This is a genomic window from Paenibacillus yanchengensis (assembly GCF_042684845.1).
GTDB classification, from domain to species: Bacteria; Bacillota; Bacilli; order Paenibacillales; family Paenibacillaceae; genus Pristimantibacillus; species Pristimantibacillus yanchengensis.
The window spans coordinates 340,424-363,444 of record NZ_JBHUMH010000016.1; the positions used below are offsets into that span (position 1 = coordinate 340,424).

Annotated in this window: 23 protein-coding genes and 1 other annotated feature; all 23 genes read left to right on the top strand. The window is 39.4% G+C overall.

Going from position 1 to position 23,021, the window contains the following annotated elements:
* The first annotated feature begins 28 nt into the window (after window positions 1–28).
* The 23 genes from spoVE (at window position 29) to ACFSTH_RS09020 (ending at window position 22,999) form a co-directional block, all read left to right on the top strand.
* On the top strand, window positions 29–1,126 hold the full coding sequence (gene spoVE, locus ACFSTH_RS08910) for a stage V sporulation protein E (RefSeq protein WP_377772863.1): 1,098 nt from the start codon (window positions 29–31) through the stop codon (window positions 1,124–1,126).
* A gap of 8 nt (window positions 1,127–1,134) precedes the next feature.
* Window positions 1,135–2,238 (top strand): undecaprenyldiphospho-muramoylpentapeptide beta-N-acetylglucosaminyltransferase, encoded by a 1,104-nt coding sequence (gene murG, locus ACFSTH_RS08915; RefSeq protein WP_377772189.1) that lies wholly within the window; start codon window positions 1,135–1,137, stop codon window positions 2,236–2,238.
* A gap of 269 nt (window positions 2,239–2,507) precedes the next feature.
* A complete protein-coding gene (murA, locus tag ACFSTH_RS08920) occupies window positions 2,508–3,773 on the top strand; it encodes a UDP-N-acetylglucosamine 1-carboxyvinyltransferase (protein WP_377772187.1) in 1,266 nt (421 codons plus the stop codon).
* Between the two features lie 131 nt (window positions 3,774–3,904).
* Window positions 3,905–4,657, top strand: a complete 753-nt coding sequence (locus ACFSTH_RS08925) for a cell division protein FtsQ/DivIB (RefSeq protein ID WP_377772185.1) — start codon at window positions 3,905–3,907, stop codon at window positions 4,655–4,657.
* A 259-nt stretch (window positions 4,658–4,916) separates the two neighbouring features.
* A complete protein-coding gene (gene ftsA, locus ACFSTH_RS08930; RefSeq protein WP_377772183.1) occupies window positions 4,917–6,167 on the top strand; it encodes a cell division protein FtsA in 1,251 nt (416 codons plus the stop codon).
* A 17-nt stretch (window positions 6,168–6,184) separates the two neighbouring features.
* Window positions 6,185–7,300 carry a cell division protein FtsZ gene (gene ftsZ, locus ACFSTH_RS08935; RefSeq protein WP_377772181.1) on the top strand — a complete coding sequence of 372 codons (1,116 nt, stop codon included), beginning with the start codon at window positions 6,185–6,187 and terminating at the stop codon, window positions 7,298–7,300.
* 267 nt (window positions 7,301–7,567) lie between these two features.
* The gene (gene spoIIGA, locus ACFSTH_RS08940) at window positions 7,568–8,503 is read left to right on the top strand and encodes a sigma-E processing peptidase SpoIIGA (RefSeq protein WP_377772179.1); all 936 of its coding nucleotides are present in this window, start codon (window positions 7,568–7,570) and stop codon (window positions 8,501–8,503) included.
* A gap of 35 nt (window positions 8,504–8,538) precedes the next feature.
* Entirely contained in the window at window positions 8,539–9,261 is a 723-nt protein-coding gene (gene sigE, locus ACFSTH_RS08945; protein WP_377772177.1) for an RNA polymerase sporulation sigma factor SigE, read from the top strand.
* Window positions 9,262–9,409: 148 nt separating this feature from the next.
* The gene (gene sigG, locus ACFSTH_RS08950) at window positions 9,410–10,192 is read left to right on the top strand and encodes an RNA polymerase sporulation sigma factor SigG (RefSeq protein WP_377772175.1); all 783 of its coding nucleotides are present in this window, start codon (window positions 9,410–9,412) and stop codon (window positions 10,190–10,192) included.
* 151 nt (window positions 10,193–10,343) lie between these two features.
* Window positions 10,344–10,628: a PRC-barrel domain-containing protein gene (locus ACFSTH_RS08955; protein WP_377772173.1), complete on the top strand. Its 285-nt coding sequence runs from the start codon at window positions 10,344–10,346 to the stop codon at window positions 10,626–10,628.
* Window positions 10,629–10,694: 66 nt separating this feature from the next.
* Window positions 10,695–11,549 (top strand): peptidoglycan editing factor PgeF, encoded by an 855-nt coding sequence (gene pgeF, locus ACFSTH_RS08960; protein WP_377772171.1) that lies wholly within the window; start codon window positions 10,695–10,697, stop codon window positions 11,547–11,549.
* 3 nt (window positions 11,550–11,552) lie between these two features.
* Window positions 11,553–12,263, top strand: a complete 711-nt coding sequence (locus ACFSTH_RS08965) for a YggS family pyridoxal phosphate-dependent enzyme (RefSeq protein ID WP_377772169.1) — start codon at window positions 11,553–11,555, stop codon at window positions 12,261–12,263.
* 2 nt (window positions 12,264–12,265) lie between these two features.
* Window positions 12,266–12,751: a cell division protein SepF gene (locus ACFSTH_RS08970; protein WP_377772167.1), complete on the top strand. Its 486-nt coding sequence runs from the start codon at window positions 12,266–12,268 to the stop codon at window positions 12,749–12,751.
* A 10-nt stretch (window positions 12,752–12,761) separates the two neighbouring features.
* On the top strand, window positions 12,762–13,043 hold the full coding sequence (locus ACFSTH_RS08975) for a YggT family protein (RefSeq protein ID WP_377772165.1): 282 nt from the start codon (window positions 12,762–12,764) through the stop codon (window positions 13,041–13,043).
* Between the two features lie 21 nt (window positions 13,044–13,064).
* Window positions 13,065–13,847, top strand: a complete 783-nt coding sequence (locus ACFSTH_RS08980) for a YlmH family RNA-binding protein (protein ID WP_377772163.1) — start codon at window positions 13,065–13,067, stop codon at window positions 13,845–13,847.
* 98 nt (window positions 13,848–13,945) lie between these two features.
* Window positions 13,946–14,449 carry a DivIVA domain-containing protein gene (locus ACFSTH_RS08985; RefSeq protein ID WP_377772161.1) on the top strand — a complete coding sequence of 168 codons (504 nt, stop codon included), beginning with the start codon at window positions 13,946–13,948 and terminating at the stop codon, window positions 14,447–14,449.
* Window positions 14,450–14,508: 59 nt separating this feature from the next.
* Window positions 14,509–14,787, top strand: a binding site (T-box leader).
* Between the two features lie 45 nt (window positions 14,788–14,832).
* A complete protein-coding gene (gene ileS, locus ACFSTH_RS08990) occupies window positions 14,833–17,919 on the top strand; it encodes an isoleucine--tRNA ligase (protein ID WP_377772159.1) in 3,087 nt (1,028 codons plus the stop codon).
* Window positions 17,920–18,075: 156 nt separating this feature from the next.
* Window positions 18,076–18,378, top strand: a complete 303-nt coding sequence (locus ACFSTH_RS08995; RefSeq protein ID WP_377772861.1) for a DUF5665 domain-containing protein — start codon at window positions 18,076–18,078, stop codon at window positions 18,376–18,378.
* An 88-nt stretch (window positions 18,379–18,466) separates the two neighbouring features.
* On the top strand, window positions 18,467–18,979 hold the full coding sequence (lspA, locus tag ACFSTH_RS09000; protein WP_377772157.1) for a signal peptidase II: 513 nt from the start codon (window positions 18,467–18,469) through the stop codon (window positions 18,977–18,979).
* Complete coding sequence (locus tag ACFSTH_RS09005) at window positions 18,972–19,916, top strand: RluA family pseudouridine synthase (RefSeq protein ID WP_377772155.1); 945 nt, start codon at window positions 18,972–18,974, stop codon at window positions 19,914–19,916. The genes lspA and ACFSTH_RS09005 overlap by 8 nt, the downstream gene beginning before the upstream one ends.
* A gap of 276 nt (window positions 19,917–20,192) precedes the next feature.
* Window positions 20,193–20,750, top strand: a complete 558-nt coding sequence (gene pyrR / locus ACFSTH_RS09010) for a bifunctional pyr operon transcriptional regulator/uracil phosphoribosyltransferase PyrR (protein ID WP_377772859.1) — start codon at window positions 20,193–20,195, stop codon at window positions 20,748–20,750.
* Window positions 20,747–21,646: an aspartate carbamoyltransferase catalytic subunit gene (locus ACFSTH_RS09015; protein ID WP_377772153.1), complete on the top strand. Its 900-nt coding sequence runs from the start codon at window positions 20,747–20,749 to the stop codon at window positions 21,644–21,646. Before pyrR ends, ACFSTH_RS09015 begins: the two co-directional genes overlap by 4 nt.
* Window positions 21,647–21,712: 66 nt before the next feature.
* Window positions 21,713–22,999: a dihydroorotase gene (locus ACFSTH_RS09020; protein WP_377772151.1), complete on the top strand. Its 1,287-nt coding sequence runs from the start codon at window positions 21,713–21,715 to the stop codon at window positions 22,997–22,999.
* Window positions 23,000–23,021: the final 22 nt, after the last annotated feature.

Consider the following 23,021-nt stretch of genomic DNA (forward strand, 5'->3'; position numbering starts at 1 on the left):
TTTCAATATGTTAGAGGTGCGTTTAATGATGCCAAAAAAGCGATCTGCCCCAGATATTTATATGCTGTTGGCAATTGTTCTTATTTTAGTCATTGGTTTGGTGATGGTTTACAGTGCTAGTGCTGTACTCGCATTTAATCAGTTTGGTGATCGATTTTATTTTGTGAAACGGCAAGTGTTATTTGCTGGCTTAGGTATTGGCGCTTTACTATTAATGATGAGAATACACTATTCTACATGGAAAAAGTTCGCTCCGACGATACTTATTATTTGTTTTGTTTTGTTAGTTATCGTATTGATACCGGGTATTGGAGTTGTACGTGGTGGAGCACGAAGCTGGTTAGGTATTAGTTCCTTCGGTATTCAGCCATCAGAATTTATGAAATTAGCGATGGTTTTGTTTTTATCCAAATGGTTGTCAGAACGACAACAACAAATTACTCATTTTACAAAGGGACTATTGCCGTCACTTGCTTTTATGGGTACTGCATTTGCATTAATTATGTTGCAGCCTGACCTAGGTACAGGTGTAGTAATGGTCGGAGCGTCCGTATTGCTTATTTATGTAGCAGGAGCTAGAATCGCTCATTTGGGCTCTATAGCACTCGTCGGTGTTGCTGGGTTAGTAGGGTTGATTATAGCTGCTCCGTACCGTCTACAACGCATTACAGCATTTCTAGACCCTTGGTCTGACCCGCTCGGCAGTGGTTATCAAATTATACAATCATTGTTTGCTATTGGACCTGGTGGTTTGGTAGGGCTAGGGCTAGGGATGAGTAGACAAAAATTTAGTTATTTGCCAGAACCACAGACAGATTTCATTTTTTCTATTTTGGCAGAGGAATTAGGTTTTATCGGTGGCGCAACTTTAATTGTTTTATTTTTAATTTTAGTTTGGCGTGGAATACGAACAGCGATTGCAGCTCCCGATATATTCGGTAGTTTACTAGCTACTGGTATAACTAGCATTATTGGTGTGCAGGTGCTGATTAATATTGGGGTTGTCATAGGCATGATGCCCGTTACAGGTATTACGTTACCTTTAATTAGTTATGGTGGATCTTCCTTGACATTATTACTTACAGCATTAGGGATTTTATTAAATATTTCGCGATATTCGAGGTGAACTAGGCGATGCGGATCGTTTTAACAGGTGGAGGAACAGGCGGACACATTTATCCTGCACTCGCAATCGGAAAGTATATGCGACAGCAGCATCAGCAAACGGAGTTACTTTATATCGGAACGGAACGTGGATTAGAGAGTAAAATTGTACCGGATAGTAATATCCCATTTGAAGCAATCGAAATAACGGGCTTTCGTCGTTCAATATCAGTGGAAAATGTAAAGACGGTAATTCGATTTTTAAAAGGGACACAGCGTGCTAAACAACTACTCAAACAATTTCGGGCAGAAGTAGTCGTTGGGACAGGTGGTTATGTATGTGGTCCGGTCGTTTATGCTGCTGCAAAGTTAGGTATTCCAACATTTATTCATGAACAAAATGCCATTCCAGGGTTAACGAATAAGTTTTTATCGCAGTATGCTAGTGCGGTAGGAATTAGTTTTGAGCAATCATCATCCTTATTTCCTAAAGCAAAGCAAGTATCGTTAACCGGTAATCCATGTGCTACAAATGTATTAGAAACACGTGCTGGCGAAGGTTTGAAACAACTTTCACTGCCACGCGATGCCGAGATGGTCATTATGGTTGGGGGAAGTCGAGGGGCAAAGGCATTTAACGATGCATTGTTAGAAATGGCTGAATATTTGCCCAAATTGGCTCCTTTAACATTTGTTTTCATTACTGGTGAACTGTATTACGAATCGACACTTGCTAAACTACAAGCGATGGGAGTACGACAATCCAAAAACTTAATCGTTCTGCCATATGCACATCAAATGCCTGCTTTATTGCGTGATGCAAAATTGGTAATTAGTCGTTCTGGTGCATCGTCATTGGCGGAGATGACAGCACTTGGGTTGCCATCTATTTTAATTCCGTCACCCAATGTAACTAACAACCATCAAGAAGCAAATGCGAGAACGTTAGTAGATGCTGGTGCTGCTGAGTTAATTTTGGAGAAGGAATTAAGCGGTAAGAAGCTATATGCGACTATTGAACGAATATTTACGAATAAAGATCGATTGTCACAGATGTCGGAAGCGGCACGCAAGCTTGCTGTACCGGATGCAGCGTTGCGCATTGATCAGATTTTGCAAGCTATTAAACGTTAATATAGTCGGATAGGCAGTTGTCACACATAGGCTAACAAGAGCATATGATACCCTATAAACGTGACGATTTGCCGTACAGTATTTGTAAGAGAAGTTACTGGCAACCGATATTCAGACAGAAAGCGGCGCGCGCCTTTTACATCTGATGTGTCACGAATTTTCAAGTTACTGTGGAGTAATGTAAGCAATACTCTAGAGTGATTGACGTAGTTCTCACCTCAAAAATCATGCGATATTTTGTTGGTGAGTGTTAATTCGGAGGTGATACATTGGACAAATTAGTCATTGAAGGCGGCAGACCGCTATCAGGATCTATAGCGATCCAAGGAGCGAAAAATGCAGCATTACCTATTATGGCTGCCAGTATGCTGGCTTCAGGTAAGTTTATTATTGAGCAGGTTCCTGATTTGTTGGATATTCAAGTCATGCTATCTATTTTACGAGAACTAGGCTGTCAAGCAGAGCATAATGAAAAGATCGTAACTATTAATACAGAACTAGTCCATTCGCCGCATGTTCCCGAAACATTAATGAGACAAATGCGTTCTTCTATCTTTTTAATGGGCCCATTGTTGGCCCGATTTGGAGAAGCGAAAGTGTATCAGCCTGGCGGCTGTGCAATTGGAGAACGAAAGATTGATTTGCATTTAGAAGGATTGAAAGCACTCGGTGCCGAAATAGAAGAGAGTGGCAGTTTAATAGTATGCCGCGCGAAGCAACTTTATGGTGCTGATATTCATCTGAGCTTTCCAAGCGTAGGGGCAACGGAAAACATTATGATGGCAGCTGTTCTTGCAAAAGGTAGAACGACGATTAGTAATGCAGCCCGTGAACCGGAAATTCAAGATTTGCAAAACTTTTTAATTGCTATGGGTGCCAATATAATTGGGGCAGGAACGGACACGATTACAATTGAAGGCGTAGAACAATTACAGCCTTGTCGTTATCGCGTTATTCCAGATCGAATTGTTACTGGTACGATGATGGTCGCCGCCGCAGTTACGAGAGGAAACGTTACACTGCATAATACGCAACCTGCTCATTTAACTAGTTTAATTCACGTGATGCGTCGAGCGGGTGTTCAAATTATCATTGATAATGATATAATAATAGTTAGCAATTCAGGACGACCGAAAGCAATTGAAAGAGTAGTTACGTCTCCTTATCCAGCATTTCCGACCGATCTTCAGTCACAGTTGATGGTATTACTGTCGCTAGCAGATGGTGTCAGTTTGTTGAAAGAAACAATCTTCGAAGGTCGGTTTATGCATGTGGGAGAATTGAGTAGAATGGGTGCAGATATTAGAGTAGATATGAACATTGCGTTTATACGAGGTGTACAGCGATTGTATGGTGCCACTGTGGAAGCTACGGACTTAAGAGCAGGAGCTGCTCTTGTTATTGCAGGGCTGGCTGCTAAAGGTCGAACCGTAGTGGAGCAGATTCATCACATTGATCGTGGATATGACCGTATAGAGGAGACATTAGCTTCTCTCGGTGCCGATATTACTCGTCAGTCAACAATTAGTCCATAACGACTATATGTGATGTTATATACTGCAAAGAGTGAGCTGATATATTATGATACAGCCACTCTAGCGGTATAATTCTAATAAGAAGCCCGCTGATGGATGGGCTTTTGTTTCAAAGAAAGAAGGGACAAGCTGTGGATAAGCAATTACCGGTTTTGCAAGAGCCAGAAGTGAAAAAGAAAATAAATAAAAAACTGCTATTTATATTAATATTATTGTTCCTCGTATTATTAGCAGTACTCTTTTTTAACTCCTCATTAGGTAAAATTTCAGATATTCGAATTAGCGGCACAGCATTAACTAAGCATACTGAAATTGTACAAGTTTCTGGTTTAGCAAAGGGAGATGCATTTTTCCAAACGTCTTCGTCCAAAATTAAAAAACGTTTGTTAACGTTGCCTGAAGTTCAGTCTGCGGAAGTAAGCAAAAAGTTTCCTGGCGTTATCCAGATTAAAATAATAGAGCAACCAACAGTAGCATTTGATATCGCGGAAGACGGCACATTGTATGCGATACTAGCTAGTGGAACATCGGTGCCTATCGATCATACAAAAGATATCGTAATGGATAAACCGGTATTAACCGGATGGTTAGCGGATGATCCGATTAAACAACAGTTAGCTGAACAACTAGCGTTAATCCCTGCCAAACAGCTGTCAGATTTGTCAGAAATTATACCTGTACCATCTAATGCATATCCTGATAGAATAAGGATGTATACTAGAACGCAATTTGAAGTGATTACTGCTGTTTCTGTTCTTCCAGACAAAATTGATGCGCTTAATGCGGTAATCGAACAACAAGAGCCTGGAAAGATCACAATGTTACTAGCTGATACATATGTTCCTTTTGATTATGATGAGGATACTAGTGTACAATCGGAATAAACAGTATAATTAAAATGTGATAATAAAACGAGACTACTCAAAAGGTGCAAAGAATGGTAGAATTTTAATGTATTTACAACAAAATGTTAATAAACGTATTCTAATTGTAAAAACGTGTTCTTTTTAGTTGTAGACAAGAGCATATTCATGTACAATATGGTGCAAACAAAACTATCAAACACAAACTTGTATATCAGCCACTATTCGTAGAGGTTGATTATAAATTGTGATAAAAAATGGGAAATGGAGGTGCCGCAAGTTGAGCAACAATGACATAATCGTCAGTTTGGACATCGGTACATCCAAAGTTCGAGCTATTATTGGTGAATTGAATGATGGAGCCATTAATATTATTGGAGTTGGATCAGCTGACTCAGAAGGTATCCGTAAAGGTGCAATCGTAGATATTGATCAAACGGTAAAGTCAATTCGCAATGCTATCGAACATGCGGAACGAATGGTCGATATACAAATATCCGAGGTTTATGTGGGCATTCAAGGTAATCATATTGCTTTGCAGACGAACCATGGTGTTGTAGCGGTATCGAATGAGGATCGTGAAATAGGGGAAGAAGATATAGAAAGAGTACTACAAGCGGCGAAAGTGGTAGCTCTACCACCAGAGCGGGAAATTATTAATCTTGTTCCAAAACAGTATTTGGTAGATGGATTAGAAGGTATTGCAGATCCACGTGGTATGATTGGTGTAAGATTAGAAGTAGAAGCGACTATCGTAACCGGTACGAAAACAGCCATCCATAATCTAATGAGATGTGTAGAGAAGGCCGGACTTCGTATATCGGGCGTTATTTTGCTGTCATTAGCTTCTGGTATGATGACTCTATCGAAAGATGAAAGAATGGTAGGCACTGTACTTGCTGATATTGGGGCAGGATCTACAACGGTTGCTATCTTCGATCAAGGAGGGTTATCTGCTATTTCTACGATACCAATCGGTGGTGAATATGTAACGAATGATATTGCATACGGATTACGAACACATACAGACCATGCAGAACGATTGAAAATTAAGTTTGGCGGTGCATCTGTAGAAGAAGCGGATGAAAGTATTACTTTCAAAGTAACGAGAATGGGTAGTAATTTGGAAAAAGAATTTACACAACAAGATTTAGTTAGTATTATAGAACCGCGTATGCAAGAAATATTCCATTTAATTCGACAAGAAGTAGATCGACTTGGATACGGAGAAAAAGAAACTGGTTATGTACTTACGGGAGGAACGGTATCTCTGCCTGGAACTGCCCAGCTTGCCCAGCGAGAGTTAGATGCGTCGGTGCGCATTGCTTTGCCGAATTACATAGGCGTGAAGGATCCGGCATATAGCAGCGGAGTCGGTATGATCCAGTATGTTTCGAAGTATATGGGAGCAGGTAGCGGTAGTGGCGGAACGGAGAAAAAAGCTGCTCCTAGCCGGAAAGCTAGTCCCGCAGCATCATCTAAACCCGGTATGATTGAGCGATTAAAAAATATGTTTAATGAATTTATTTGACTGGGGGACAAGGAAAGATGTTAGAATTCGATCTAGAGCTGGAACAACTAGCTCAAATAAAAGTAATCGGCGTAGGTGGCGGCGGTAGCAACGCTGTTAATCGAATGATAGAGAATGGTGTTAAGGGTGTAGAGTTTATTACAGTAAATACAGATGCTCAAGCACTTCACTTAGCAAAATCAGAACATAAATTACAAATTGGTGATAAACTAACTCGCGGCTTAGGAGCCGGAGCAAATCCAGATGTAGGTAAAAAAGCAGCAGAAGAATCCCGAGAAATCATTATGAATCAATTAAAAGGTTCTGATATGGTTTTTGTTACTGCTGGTATGGGCGGTGGAACAGGAACAGGAGCTGCTCCCGTTATAGCAGAAATTGCTCGTGAGTGTGGTGCGCTAACTGTTGGTGTTGTCACTAGACCGTTTACATTTGAAGGTCGCAAACGTTCTAGCCATGCCGAGCTTGGAATAGAAGCGTTAAAAGAAAAAGTAGACACGCTTATCGTTATTCCTAATGATAGATTGCTTGAAATTGTAGATAAGAAAACACCAATGCTAGAAGCTTTCCGTGAAGCAGATAACGTACTAAGACAAGCTGTACAAGGTATATCTGATCTTATTGCAGTGCCAGGGCTTATTAACCTTGACTTTGCTGACGTAAAAACAATTATGACAGAGCGTGGTTCAGCATTGATGGGAATTGGTGTTGCAAGTGGCGAGAGCCGAGCGGCAGAAGCAGCACGCAAAGCAATTATGAGCCCATTACTAGAAACATCTATCGATGGAGCTCGTGGTGTTATTATGAATATTACGGGTGGAAGCAACTTATCACTTTACGAAGTAAATGAAGCTGCTGAAATCGTTATTTCAGCTTCTGATCCTGAAGTGAACATGATTTTTGGTGCAATTATTGATGAAGATATGAAAGAAGATATTAAAGTTACTGTTATTGCGACTGGATTCGAACATAAAGCGCCAACACCAGCACGCAAACCATCATCGGGGCAACAAGATGGCGGCGAGTCAGGCGGTACATCTTCACAATCTAGCGTCCGACCTTTTGGATCTAGCCCATCCAGTGATCAACTGGAAATTCCAGCATTTTTACGTAAACAACCGCGTAATGATCGTTAATAGAAGGATAAGTGAAAAAAGCAATTCGTTTAGACGATATCTAAGCGAATTGCTTTTTTTGTGTTTTAAAGCTGTAATTTTCTTTTAAACAAATACTGTTTACAACAATCGTCGTTTCTTATTTGTTCACTCGACAAAACTAGAGGAATTGAGTCGCCAAATTAAGACAGACTTTGAATTCATAGTTTACTATACTGTATGCAGTTGCTTTATTTAAGACGTTATTATTACTTATGTCTAAGACCGATAGACAGGTAGGTGAATGAATTGGCGGTCTACATAGACATCTTGTTTTTACGAGAATTGTTAGTAGATATTGCGGTACTATGGACAACAGCTTGGGTACGGCAGCAAAAAATAAATCGCTGGCGTTTACTTGCTGCCGCACTTCTTGGAGCATGTTACACCATTGTTATGCTATTTCCAACATTATCGTTTTTATTTTCGTTTTTAATTAAAGTTGTATTCTCATTAGTTATGTTATTCATAGCATTTGGTTTTCATTCATTACAACATTATTTGCGCACAATAGCTGCTTTTTATGCCGTCAATTTTGTAGCTGCGGGTGCGATTATTGGGATTTATTATATGTTATTGAAACAATCAGATCAGGTTTGGCGATCGATCATTAGTACAGGAAATAGTTGGAGTGTGGAATTAAAGTTTGGTTTATTTTATTTTTTTGTAGCTTTTTTTATCGGTATTTATTTATATCGAGCAGTATTAGTCCAAAAAAGAGAACGGGAGATGATAGAAACTCATTTGGCAACAGTAGAAATTGTAATTAAAAATCAACAATGGAAATGTACTGGATTGATCGATACCGGTAATCAACTGTATGATCCATTAACTCGCACACCAGTAATGGTAACAGAAATATCGCTTTGGAAAGAAGATTTGCCGGCAAATTGGGTTGCAACGATTGTAAATGGCAATGTGGATCAACTGGTGATGAAGATGAATGATGAAGATACTGTACATCAATTTTCCGATCGATTACGATTTGTTCCTTACCGCGGTATTAATCGGAATGGACAATTTATGTTAGCTTTAAAACCAGATTACGCTGTAGTCAATATCAATGGACAACTGATTCAAACGGACAAAATACTAATTGGTTTGGACGGTGGGAAACTGGCACAAGACGGTAGTTATCAAGCGATTATCCATCCTGCAATGGTGCAATCAGCTACAGCAGGTTAATGGAATTAAAACAATTACTAGGAGGATTAAACAACATGCTCGTGAAATATAGATTATCATTGCAACTATTTTACTATCGCATTTTATTTTTATTTGGACTGAAAAGTGAAGAAATATATTACATAGGTGGCAGTGAAGCACTCCCTCCTCCATTAACGAGAGAAGAGGAGCAGTATTTGCTAGATCGATTGCCATCTGGTGATTCTGCAATACGAGCAATGTTAATTGAACGAAATTTACGACTTGTTGTTTACATTGCACGAAAATTTGAAAACACTGGCATTAATATTGAGGATTTAGTTTCTATTGGGGCGATTGGGTTAATTAAAGCGGTTAATACGTTTGATCCAGAAAAAAAGATTAAATTGGCAACCTATGCATCGCGGTGTATTGAAAATGAAATTTTAATGTATTTGCGTCGTAATAATAAAACTAGATCAGAAGTATCTTTTGACGAGCCACTTAATATTGATTGGGATGGTAATGAATTGTTATTATCTGATGTATTAGGAACAGAAAACGATACTATTTATCGTAATATTGAAGAGCAAGTGGATCGCAAATTGCTTCATAAAGCGTTGGATAAGCTGACGGAACGTGAGCGAGTCATTATGGAGCTCCGTTTTGGTCTTAGTGATGGGGAGGAAAAAACACAAAAGGACGTAGCTGATATGTTAGGTATTTCACAATCGTATATTTCACGTCTAGAAAAAAGAATTATTAAAAGATTACGAAAAGAATTTAACAAAATGGTGTAACGCTTACAGCTATAATTGGTAACGGAATTTTTGTTTTTTGACGTTGGATAGTACTCTGAATTTGGTCGATGCTTACTTTATTTCAGGAATAAAATACTTCTTCGGGGAAATAATGAACTTTAATGTTTCTCCTTAGGAGGTAGTCACGTTGACCCGAAATAAAGTAGAGATCTGTGGAGTGGATACCGCTAAGCTGCCTGTACTCACTAACGTTGAAATGCGTGAATTGTTCACTGCATTACAAACTCGTAATGAATTGGCGGCTAGAGAAAAATTGGTAAATGGCAATTTGCGGTTAGTATTAAGTGTAATTCAACGATTTAACAACAGGGGGGAGTTTGTCGACGACCTATTTCAAGTCGGGTGTATTGGGCTGATGAAAGCTATCGATAATTTTGACCTTGGTCAAAATGTCAAGTTTTCAACTTATGCCGTACCGATGATTATAGGTGAAATAAGACGATACTTACGCGATAATAATCCGATTAGAGTGTCTCGAAGCTTACGAGATATTGCTTATAAAGCGTTACAGGTAAGAGATAGTTTAACGAATCGCTATTCTCGAGAACCGACGATATTTGAAATATCAGAAGCACTTAATGTTCCGAAAGAAGATGTTGTATTTGCACTTGATGCTATCCAGGACCCTGTTTCGTTATTTGAACCAATATACCACGATGGTGGAGATCCGATATATGTGATGGACCAAATTGGTGATGAGCGAAATAAAGATGTCACATGGATTGAAGAAATTGCACTGCGTGAAGCGATGCAACGATTGAATGATCGTGAAAAAATGATTCTATCTATGCGTTTCTTTGAAGGTAAAACACAGATGGAAGTGGCGGACGAAATTGGTATTTCGCAAGCTCAAGTTTCACGTTTAGAGAAATCAGCCATTAATCAAATGCAAAAATATGTAAAATCGTAATAATTGACAAAATTAAATAACAGTAAAAAAGTTGAGCGAAAAGAAATCTCTTTTTCTGCTCAACTTTTTTGTTTTTGTAGCGTACATAATGGGCAAATATCTCATATAGTATAGAGAGGTGGAGTAGAAGTTTGTGAAATGAGGTGCTTTTATGAAAATATCGGATTTCCAGACGAAGGATGTTATTAATATTGTAGATGGAAAGCGGCTTGGTCAAGTTACTGATTTGGAATTAGATTTAAGGCAGGGGAGAATAGAAGCTATCGTTGTGCCACAAATGACCAAGTTTTTAGGTATCTTTGGAAATGGTGGTACAGAAATAATTATTCCTTGGCGTAATATAGTGAAAATTGGTACGGATGTTGTGCTTGTTCGGTTAGATGAACAAAAAACGATTCGCGATGAACAAGAAGAAGATTTGCATGCACGCACATAACAAGGTAAAATTAAGGTTGAAACCAGTTTATAGCAATAATGATAGGTAAATAAGGAGCTGACATGTGTGGAGCCTTTTGTGCCAATGGAATCTGCAGAGCGAATTTCGCTTTTTAATATTGATAAATGGATGCAGCATAATAAGCGGCTTACTGTAGGTTTTACAGGACGGCAAGGCGGTAGTAGCAGTGGAGAGTACAGATCACTCAATATGGGATTACATGTTGGAGATGATGCTCCGGATGTTATTGCTAACCGGAAATTAGTAAGTCAAGCAATAATGTGGCCCTTTACTGCATGGACATGTACAGAGCAAGTGCATAGTAATCGTGTTTGTGTTATTGATCAAGCGTTACGGGGGAAGGGGAAAGACAGTCATCATGACGCAATTAAAAAGTGTGATGCGTTAATAACGAATGAAGTTGGCACATTACTTGTATCCTATTATGCGGACTGTGTGCCTTTGTTTTTTTATGATAAAGTACATAGTGCCATCGGTCTTGCTCATGCAGGCTGGCGAGGTACGGTACAAGAAATAGCGAAAGAAACGATTGAGGCGATGACGAAACATTACGGGACTGATCCGGCACAATTACAAGTTGCTATCGGACCTTCCATCGGACAATGTTGTTATGAAGTAGATCAGTCGGTCATTAGTGAGGTGGAGCGGTTAGCAAACCGTTACCAAGTGAATCCAGCGGAACAAAAGTGGATCGAAACGACTAATTCAAGTGGAAAAGCGCAAATAGACTTGAAAGAAATAAACCGACAGATTATGATGGAAGCAGGAATTTTGCCGATCCATATCGAATTAACAACATATTGCACAGGATGCAGAACGGATTTGTTTTTCTCACATCGTATGGAAAATGGTAAAACTGGTCGAATGGCTAGCTGGATCGGACTTACAGAGGGAGAGTAAACTATGTTAATTGCTGCTAAGCTCGAACAAGTGAGTAAACGTATTGCAGATGCTTGTGAGCGAGCCCATCGTCATCCATCAGAAATTAATGTCATTGCTGTAACAAAGTATGTAGCTTTAACAAGGGCGCAAGAAGCATTAGATAATGGCATTGTACATTTGGGCGAAAATCGTTGGCAAGATGCAAAAGAGAAGTGGGAGCAGTTACCACTTTCTTCAGCAGTCTCATCGGACAAGCCAATATGGCATTTTATCGGATCGCTTCAAAGTAATAAAGCGAAAGATGTTGTAGGTAAGTTTGATTATATTCATTCATTGGATCGTCTTTCACTTGCGAAAGCTATTGATAAACAAGCGGAGCAGCTTGATATCGTTGTTCCTTGTTTTATCCAAGTCAATGTTTCGCAAGAACTAACCAAACAAGGAATAATGGAAGGTCAAGTCTATGATTTTTTAAACGAACTGAAAAATTATCGACATATTAAACCAATTGGTTTAATGACAATGGCACCATTTGAAGTTGAACCAGAAGCGACAAGACCTGTGTTTCGTAAACTAAGACAATGGCGAGATGATATTCAAAATCGAAGCGATGGGACAAGTTCAATTACGGAATTATCGATGGGAATGTCTAATGATTTTGAAGTTGCGATTGAAGAAGGAGCGACATGGATTAGATTAGGCACGATATTGGTTGGGGAAAAGGAGGAATAACGATGAGTGTTATGAATAAGTTTATGAATTTATTAGGTTTGCATGAAGAGGAAGAAGTGGTTGAGCGGGAAAAGATTAACGATTCTACAGACGAGTCTGAACAAGAACAAAGTATATTTGAATCGCGCAGACAAGCGAAAGCTACGCAGGTGCATAGTGGTAGTACTGCTGCCGCTAATAATGTTGTAAGTATTCATTCGCAAAAAAATATGCGAGTTGTTCTTAACGAACCACGTTCGTATGATGAAGCGCAAGAAATTGCCGATCATTTGCGAGCAAGAAAATCGGTTATCGTCAACTTGCAACGAGTACGTGGTGACCTAGCACTAAGGATTGTTGATTTTTTAAGTGGTACGGTGTACGCTTTAAATGGCAGCATATCGAAGCTTGGACCTAATATCTTTCTGTGTACCCCGGATTCAGTAGAAATTCAAGGTGCCATTACGGAAATGCTGGCAGAGGATAATGATTACAACAAAATGAGGTGACCTTGAATTTATGCAGGTGCAAATGTTTTTAACGATGATAATGAGTGTTGCGTTAGAGATTTATAGTTATTTAATTATTGGTTATGTGTTGCTATCTTGGTTTCCGAATGCGAGAGAAAGCTCGATAGGACAATTTTTAGGTAAAGTTGTAGAGCCTTATTTAAGTGTTTTCCGCAGGTTTATTCCTCCGATAGGTGGAGTACTTGATTTGTCTCCTATATTAGCATTTATTGCACTACGATATATTAGTGTTGGGATAATATGGATTATACAATTAGTTGTTAAATTTTAGTAGTGGATAGGTGAGACGAAGTTGAAAGAAGGTTTATATGATCATTTTCATGCAGACGAAAAAATTTATGTTGATCGTGTGTTAGATTGGCTAGTTCAATCTAGTGATCAACATAAAATTATTTTGACTGAATTTCTCGATCCACGGCAAGTACAAATATTGCTGAGTCTGTCTAATCGTTATCCAGATGTGCAAGTGAAGGCAGATGGAGGTTTTCCAGCGGCAGAAAGGAAGCGCGTACTACTTGCTCCGGAATATATTGACGTGGAAAGCGAAAGTAGCGAACTTACAGTATTAGAAGTGAAACTTGATAATGGTATGTTGTTTGAAGCCGATCATGGTGACTTTTTAGGATCAGTGCTTGGGCTTGGCATTAAGCGAGATCGAATTGGTGATATTCATGTTCATGATCGATTTGCCCATATCGTCGTTACACAAGAGATTGCGGTTTACTTGGACACCCATTTGCGCCAAGTACACCGACATGCCGTTTTTACTTCCATACTACCAGTTGACCAGTTAGTACCAGCTGTACAAGAAATGCAAACCGTTCATATTACTGTTGCTTCCATGCGACTGGATGGTGTTGCTAGCGACGTATATCGTTTAAGTCGAACGAAAATTATGCCGCCTATTCGAGCGGGCAGGTGCAAAGTGAACTGGAAACCTGTCGAAGATCCATCACACCAGCTTTATGCTGGAGATGTTGTTTCTATGAAAGGTTTTGGACGATTTAAAGTATTAGAAGTAGATGGTGTTACAAAAAAAGGGCGAATTCGGGTACAAGTCGGTACTTATTTGTAAAAAACATGTTATTTTTAAGATTACAAGCAGGATTTTTCTGTTTTTTTGTAGAATACTTAACGTTAACGAAGTAACGAGAGTTTCTAGGAGGTGCTCCGATGCCGCTAACGCCATTGGACATACATAATAAAGAGTTTTCACGCCGATTGCGTGGATATGATGAAGATGAAGTGAATGAGTTTCTGGATCAAGTCATTAAAGATTATGAAACGATCATTCGTGAAAACAAAGAACTTCATAATGAAATGTTATCTTTGCAAGAAAAACTTAATCATTTTGCTAATATAGAAGATACGTTAAGCAAAACGATTATTGTTGCACAGGAAGCAGCGGATGAAGTTCGACACAATGCCAAAAAAGAAGCACAGCTTATTGTCAAAGAAGCAGAAAAAAATGCGGATCGTATAGTTAATGATTCACTTAATAAAGCGCGCAAAGTATCGCTGGAAGTAGAAGAGTTAAAGAAACAAGCTTCGATTTATCGCGCTCGTTTTCGTACACTAGTCGAGGCGCAACTAGAATTATTGAGTCAGGATGGCTGGGAATCACTAGAGCAACCAGGTGCATTAAGTGACATGGAAAAAGAGTTATTGCGTAGCTAGTTGACAATGGCATTTCTTTTTTGTTATAACTGTAGTAATATTCAGATGAAGTAGTTATATTATATTCCTTGACGAGAACAGTACACTATTTAAGTCATAACTTAGAGAGCCGGAAGTAGCTGAAAATCCGGATTATGCCAAATAGTGGAATATCATCTCCGAGAATCTGTACCTAACATGATGTTGTTATTAATGTCATTATTAAGTACCGACGGCAATCCTCCGATAGCAGGATAATGAATAAACTTTATTCATTACCAGAGAGTTGTTTCTTCAAGTCGTGCTGATGCGATAGAAGCAAAAATAGGGTGGTAACGCGAGCATACCTCGTCCCTTTGTTATAGGGATGGGGTTTTTTATTTTTCTTATGGAGGGAATTTGACATGAAGAGAGTCGACGTAAAAGAGCCAGCAAGAACAAGAGAACTACGTGTGTTAAAGCAATGGGAAGTAGAAGATACTTTTAAGCAGTCGATTGCTAATCGAGAGGGGAAGCCTAATTACGTATTTTATGAAGGACCACCAACAGCAAATGGAGCGCCACATATCGGGCACGTGCTTGGGCGAGTCATTAAAGATTTTATCGGACGCTATAAGACGATGGCAGGTTATCGTGTTGTTCGTAAAGCCGGTTGGGATACGCACGGATTGCCGGTAGAGCTAGGAGTAGAAAAACAACTAGGTATATCTGGTAAACAAGAAATTGAGCGATATGGTGTGGAAGCTTTTATTAACAAATGTAAAGATAGCGTGTTTGAATACGAAAAACAGTGGCGCGAGCTTACAGAAGCGATTGGTTACTGGACAGATTTGGACGATCCATACGTAACATTAAACAATCAATATATTGAAAGTGTTTGGAACATACTAGCAACAATTCATCGTAAAGGGCTATTATACCAAGGCCATCGAGTTAGCCCTTATTGTCCTTGTTGTCAAACGACACTGAGTTCACATGAAGTTGCACAAGGGTACGAAGATGTCAAAGATTTAAGTGCTACTGCAAAATTCAAATTGATTGATTCAGGTGAATTTGTTTTAGCTTGGACAACAACTCCGTGGACATTGCCGGCTAACGTGGCACTCGCAGTCCATCAAGATTTGAGCTACGTGCGAGCTACAAAAGATGGAGAAGTCTACATTGTAGCTGAAAATTTAGTAGAAGCGGTATTGCAGACAGATTATGAAATTTTGTCAGTGATGAAAGGTAGCGAGCTGGTAGGTAAAAAATATGAGCCGCCATTTGCTTATGCTACGGTTGACAATGGTCATGTTGTTATATCTGGTGATTTCGTAAGTGATACAAGTGGTACGGGTATTGTCCATATAGCACCTGCACACGGGGAAGATGACTACCGAGTAGCACGTCAACATCATATCGGTATGCTATCTGTCGTTGATAACGCTGGTAAGTATACAGAAGAAGTAACAGACTTTGTAGGTCGCTTTGTGAAAGATTGTGATGTAGACATTGTACGGGCACTTAGTGAAAAAGGATTGTTATTTTCAAAAGAACGGTATGAGCATAGCTATCCATTCTGTTGGCGTTGTAAGTCTCCATTACTATATTATGCTACAGAAAGCTGGTTTATCGAAACAACGGCAGTTAAAGAACAGTTGATTGCTAATAACAACACAGTGGACTGGTACCCTGGTCATTTGCGCGACGGTCGCTTCGGTAAGTTTTTGGAAGATTTAGTGGATTGGAACATTAGTAGAAATCGCTACTGGGGTACGCCGCTTAATGTTTGGATTTGTGAAGCTACGGGCAAACAATATGCACCAGACAGCATAGCTGACTTGCGTGCTAGAGCAGTTGGCGATGTGCCAGAAGATATCGAACTACACAAGCCTTATGTTGATGCTATCCAATTAAAATCACCATTTGCTGAAGGTGCAGTAATGAATCGCACATCGGAGGTAATCGATGTATGGTTTGATAGTGGGGCAATGCCTTTTGCACAATATTTCCACCCATTTGGTGACGAGGCACAATTTAACGATCAATATCCTGCTGATATGATTTGTGAAGGTATCGATCAAACACGTGGTTGGTTTTATAGTTTGTTAGCAATATCAACACTATATAATGGGAAAGCTCCTTATAAAGCTGTTATATCTACAGGGCATATTTTGGATGAGAACGGTCAGAAAATGTCTAAATCCAAAGGGAATGTTATCGATCCATGGGAAATAATTAATGAGTTTGGTACGGATGCTTTCCGTTGGGCATTACTTGCAGATAGTGCGCCATGGAACAGTAAACGGTTTTCTAAAACAATCGTTGCCGAAGCAAAATCAAAAGTAATAGATACAATTGTAAATACCCACGCATTTTTTGCGTTGTATGCTTCCATTGATGGCTATGATCCTAATCAGCATAAAGTTGATGTTTCTGAACATCAATTGGATCGTTGGATTACATCTCGACTGAACAGCTTAATTGAAACGGTAGTCAAAGGGTTAGACCAAAATGATTTCTTGAATCCGGCACGAGCGATAGAATCATTTGTTGATGAACTCAGTAACTGGTATATTCGTAGATCACGTGATCGCTTCTGGGGCAAAGGATTGCCAGTCGATAAAATTGCAGCTTACCAGACACTCCGTTATGTATTATTAACGTTGTCTCGTATCATTGCTCCATATGCACCACTTTTAGCTGAGGATGTATATCGCAACTTAGGTGGCGAAGGAAGTGTACATTTATCTGATTATCCAGTCGCATCGGTTGAAGCAATTGACGTTACTTTGGAGCAAGATATGGACAGTGCAAAACAAATGGTGGAATTAGCTCGAAATGTTCGGAATGAAACAGCGATAAAAACACGTCAACCATTGTCAGAATTAATCGTTTCATTAGATCGCGATTTTGTGCTTGCGCCTTATGAGTCCATTATTAAAGATGAGGTTAATGTGAAGCAAATTATTGTACAATCTGGTGATAGTGGCTTTGTTGACTTTACACTAAAGTTAAACTTGAAGCTAGCTGGGAAAAAGTACGGCAAACGAGTAGCGCCAATTCAAGCAGCATTGAAACAACTGACAGCGGAGCAAACAAGTCAAGTTGTTGCATCAGGTGAATGTCATTTGGAAGTTGATGGTGAGCAGTTGACGATTACAACGGAAGAACTATTGATTGAAAAGCAAGCGAAAAGCGGATTTGCATCAGCATCCAATGGTGGTATAACTGTTGCTCTTAATACAGAAATTACGCCGGAGTTAGAGATGGAAGGTTGGGTGCGAGAAGTTATTCGTGCTATACAAGATACAAGACGGAAACTGGATTTGCCAATTGAAAAGTACATTGATTTAACTGTTGATGTTGATAAGCAACTGCAAGCGGCACTTGTACAGTTTGACAGTCTGTTGCGTGAAAATGTATTGCTTCAATCGATCACTTTTGCCCAAAATGATCAAATGGAAATAGTGACATTAGGTGAGAAGCAAATGGGGATTTTCATCGCTTAATTGGGTCATACTAAGCAATAGACCCGCCTATCTTCTCTACAAAAGAGACAGATAGGCAGGTCTATTTTAAACATATCGTGTAGTAACAGGGCAGGAGGATGAACGATGAAACGACGCACCAAAGAGGAAAAACAGCATTCAGAAACAGAAGCGGATATGCCTGTAGAAACGAGATTGCGTAGACTAGATCAGCAGCTTGAACGAATTGCTTCTGATATGGAGAAGACGAAAATGGCAGAATACGTAGATCTGCTTAATCGACCGATGTCTTTAATATGGCGTAATCTGTTAGCAGGAACAGCTCGTGGTGTTGGAATAGCGATCGGTTTCACTTTCTTTGCTGCTACGATATTATATTTTTTGCAAATATTAGGTGCGTTGAATATACCGATAATTGGAGATTATATTGCGGATATTGTTAGAATTGTTCAAATTCAATTAGAGGGTAAAGCTTATTAATAATTGAATTTCTCGTTGCTGGCTTGCTAGTACATATATGTGTTAAACTATACTGCGTAATGAATATCGCTGAATAGGGAGAGATGAAATGCGTTTTTATTATTATATTATCGCAATTATTGTATTAGTTATTGATTTTATTACAAAATTAGTAATAAAAACACAATTGAATCTTGGCGATGAAATAAGTGTAATTGGCAATTTTTTTCTGATTACTTCTCATCGTAATCGTGGTGCGGCATTTGGCATATTACAAGATCAACGAACATTTTTCATTATTATAACCGTTATCATTGTAGCCGGACTAATTTGGTATACACAAGTAATGCGCAAAACTGGTGCTCACCCTAGATTACTTAGTGGACTTGGGCTTGTCTTAGGAGGAGCAATCGGTAATTTTATCGATCGTGCTCGGTTCGGTGAAGTAGTAGATTTTTTTAAATTTAATTTTGGCAGTTATGGTTTTCCGATATTTAACATTGCCGATTCAGCAATCGTCATTGGTGTAGCTTTAATATTGTTGGATACACTTATTACGACTAGGCAAGAAAGCAAAGATGCAGCAAAGTCAGAACATAAAGGAATGCAAGAGAATGAATAGTGATATTGAAAAAGACGAGCAGTACGGTTGGGTTGTTTCACAGGAAGAAGCAGGGGAAAGACTAGATAAGTGGTTGTTGCAACAACTAGATGATCCCGCTTATTCTCGGACGCAAGTGCAAGAATGGATTAAGAGTGGTGCAGTGACAGTAAATCAAATCACAGTAAAAAGCAATTATAAAACGAATGCATCAGATCAGATCGAGCTTGAGCTTCCAGAACCGGAAAGTTTAGAAATTGAAGCAGAAGATATTCCTTTAGATGTATTGTACGAAGATGCAGATGTTATTGTCATTAACAAAATACGGGGAATGGTCGTTCATCCCGCAGTAGGTCATCGAAGTGGAACAGTAGTTAATGCTTTATTACATCATTGTAAAGATCTATCTGGTATTAATGGTGTTATGCGTCCTGGTATTGTTCATCGGATCGATAAAGATACTTCTGGATTAATGATGGCAGCCAAAAATGATTTGGCTCATCTATCACTTACTAACCAACTAAAAGAACATACCGTAATACGTAAGTACATTGCTATTGTCCATGGTAATATTAGTCATCATACCGGTACTATTGATGCACCAATCGGTCGTGATCAAGCAGATCGTAAAAAGTTTGTAGTGACGGACAAAAATAGTAAACACGCCATTACTCATTTTGCAGTAATAGAACGACTCGGTGATTATAGTGTAGTGGAATTGCAGCTTGAAACGGGAAGAACACATCAAATACGAGTGCATATGAAATATATTGGGCATCCACTTGTCGGCGATCCACAGTATGGACTTGCGAAAGCTAAAGGGCTACAGTTTAAAGGACAGGCACTTCATGCTGTTGCTATTGGATTTGTACATCCACGAAGTGAAGAAAAATTATTGTTTGATTCTGAGTTACCGGCTGATATGAAGTATCTATTACAACAATTGCGCAGTCGTTAATATTTTGTAGAAAAATGTTGACAAGCAACTTTTGACATGGGATAATATCAAAGAATTAAAGCAGTACCTTTAACTCAGTCCAGAGAGGCTGGCAAGGTAGCGTGATAATTGATATTGGTATATTGGCTACGTGTAGGCACGCAATTTAGGCCTATTTCATGGTGCCCATTATTTATCAACTTTCAAGCTCCTTGCAGTTAGCTGCAAGGAGTTTTTTGTTACCTGTACTGCCAAGTTTCAACTACAAAATATTGATGGAGAAAGGAGTTGTATGAATTGCAGGAAGAGAGTCTTGTCATTATGGACGAGCAAGCGATTCGCCGGGCATTAATAAGAATTGCCCATGAAATTGTTGAACGGAATAAAGGCATTGAAAATTGTATTATCGTGGGTATTCGGACGAGAGGTATTTATCTGGCTCGTCGAATTGCAGAGAAGATTAGTGAAATCGAAAGTAAAGCGGTTGACTACGGGGAGCTTGATGTAACAGCATATCGCGATGATCGAGAAACAAATGCAACGAAATCAAATCAACAAGTGAATAATAGCAATTCATTACCGGTGCAAGAGAAGAAAGTCATTTTAGTAGATGATGTACTCTACACTGGTCGGACTATTCGTGCAGCTATGGACGCGATTATGCATATGGGTCGTCCAGAAAATATTCAATTGGCTGTTCTCGTAGATCGAGGACATCGCGAATTGCCGATCAGGCCTGACTTTGTGGGTAAAAACGTTCCTACTTCAAAGCAGGAAGAAATTCATGCAGCTCTAAGCGAAATTGATAATGAGGACAAAGTTACCATCATCCACAATAGGGGGCAGTCGGTATGATTACGACAAAAATAGCTGAACGAAGCTTGCTAGGCTTAAAAGATATAAGTAAAGAGGAAATTGTATCCATTCTGGATCGTGCATTGCATTGGGAATATCATCAAGACAAAGTACACAACGTACTGCATGGTAAATTTGCTGCTAATATGTTTTTTGAAAATAGTACGCGTACTCGCTTTTCATTTGAAATTGCTGAGAAAAGACTTGGTGCAGATGTCGTTAATTTTTCGGCAGCAACTTCAAGTGTAGAAAAAGGGGAGTCCATCTATGATACAGTCAAGACATTGGAATCCACTGGCGTAGATGTTGGTATTATTCGGTTGAAACCGATCGGCGTTCTTGCTGAAATTGCGCCAAAGTTAAATATTCCACTTATTAATGCTGGTGATGGTAATAATGAGCATCCGACACAAGCTTTACTCGATTTGTACACGATGCGAAAACACTTTGGATCACTAGAAGGATTGAATGTTGCTATCGTTGGTGATGTGCTGCATAGTCGTGTCGCTCGCTCTAATGTATTTGCATTACGAAAGTTCGGTTGTAAAGTTAGCTTCTGTACGCCTCCCAATATGCGTATGTCAGATCTTGATGTACCATATATTAGTATGGAAGATGCTTTGAAGGCGGATGTAGTAATGATGCTTCGAGTGCAGCTAGAACGACATGAAAGTGGTATGCTAAGTTCAGCAGAAGGTTATCGCCAAAATTATGGTTTAACGAGTGAACGTGCAGCGCAAATCGGCAAACATGCAATTATTATGCATCCGGCACCTTTCAACCGTAATGTGGAGATTGACGATGCGGTTATCGAATCAGAACAATCCCGTATTTTTCCACAAATGAGCAATGGTGTACCGATTCGGATGGCAGTCGTGGAACGAGCACTTAGTTAGGGAATAGTTAAAGTTATAATATGTTCTTTTAAAATATAATGATGATCTATAATGGAGGGTTTGCAATTGTCACTATGGATAATGAACGGTCAAGTATGGAATGAGACAAAACAAGCACTTGAGGTGAACCATGTCTATGTTGTTGATGGCAAAGTCGCTCGTATAGTTACAAATGGTGAGTCGGTAGATACGGCTGGAGCAGAAGTAATTGATGCTACTGGAAAGCTAGTAGCACCTGGTTTTATTGATATGCACGTCCATTTGCGTGATCCTGGTTTTGAATACAAAGAAGATATTGTGACGGGTGCGTTGTCAGCGGCAAAAGGTGGTTTTACAACAATTGCTTGTATGCCTAACACTCGTCCAGTAACAGATACAAAAGAAACGGTGCAGTATATTGTAGAAAAAGCACAGCAATCAGCTGTTGTGAAAGTATTACCATACGCTGCAATTACTAAAAATGAATTGGGTCGAGAATTAACGAACTTTGAAGAACTAAAAGAAGCAGGTGCCATTGGATTTACGGATGATGGTGTCGGTGTACAAAATGCACAAATGATGAAAGATGCGATGTATTTGGCAAAATCGTTAGATATGCCTGTTATCGCACACTGTGAAGATGATACGCTTGTAAAAGGAGCTTGGGCTTCCGAAGGAGCATTTTCACGTAAGTATGGTTTGAAAGCAATCCCGAATGAGTCGGAGGCGATTCATGTTGGACGAGATGTACTGTTAGCTGAAGCAACAGGTGTTCACTATCATGTCTGCCACGTTAGTACCGAACAATCGGTTCGATTAATTCGTCAAGCAAAGCAAGTAGGAGTTCGTGTTACAGCAGAAGTTTGCCCACATCATTTAATTTTATCTGATGAAGATATTCCAGGGCTTGATGATGCAAATTGGAAAATGAATCCACCGCTGCGTACTCCACGTGATGTACAAGCAATGATCGAAGCTCTTGAAGATGGTACGATCGATATGATCGTGACCGATCACGCACCGCACAGCGCAGAAGAAAAAAATAAAGGCGTTGATTTGGCGCCATTCGGAATTGTTGGTTTAGAGACAGCATTTCCATTATTATATACAAAATTTGTAGCGACAGGTAAATGGACACTAGGATTTTTGCTACAACGGATGACAGCTGATCCAGCAAGAGTGTTCCGCTTGAATACTGGTTTACTAGCTTTAGACGCACCAGCAGATTTGACGATTGTAGATCTAGATCTTGAAAAAGAAGTAGACCCAGAGCAATTTGCCTCCAAAAGCAATAATACGCCTTTTGGTGGCTGGAAGCTGAAAGGATGGCCAACGACAACTATTGTTGACGGGAAGGTCGTTTGGACAGAATAGAGACAATAAGTAAAGGAGCGAG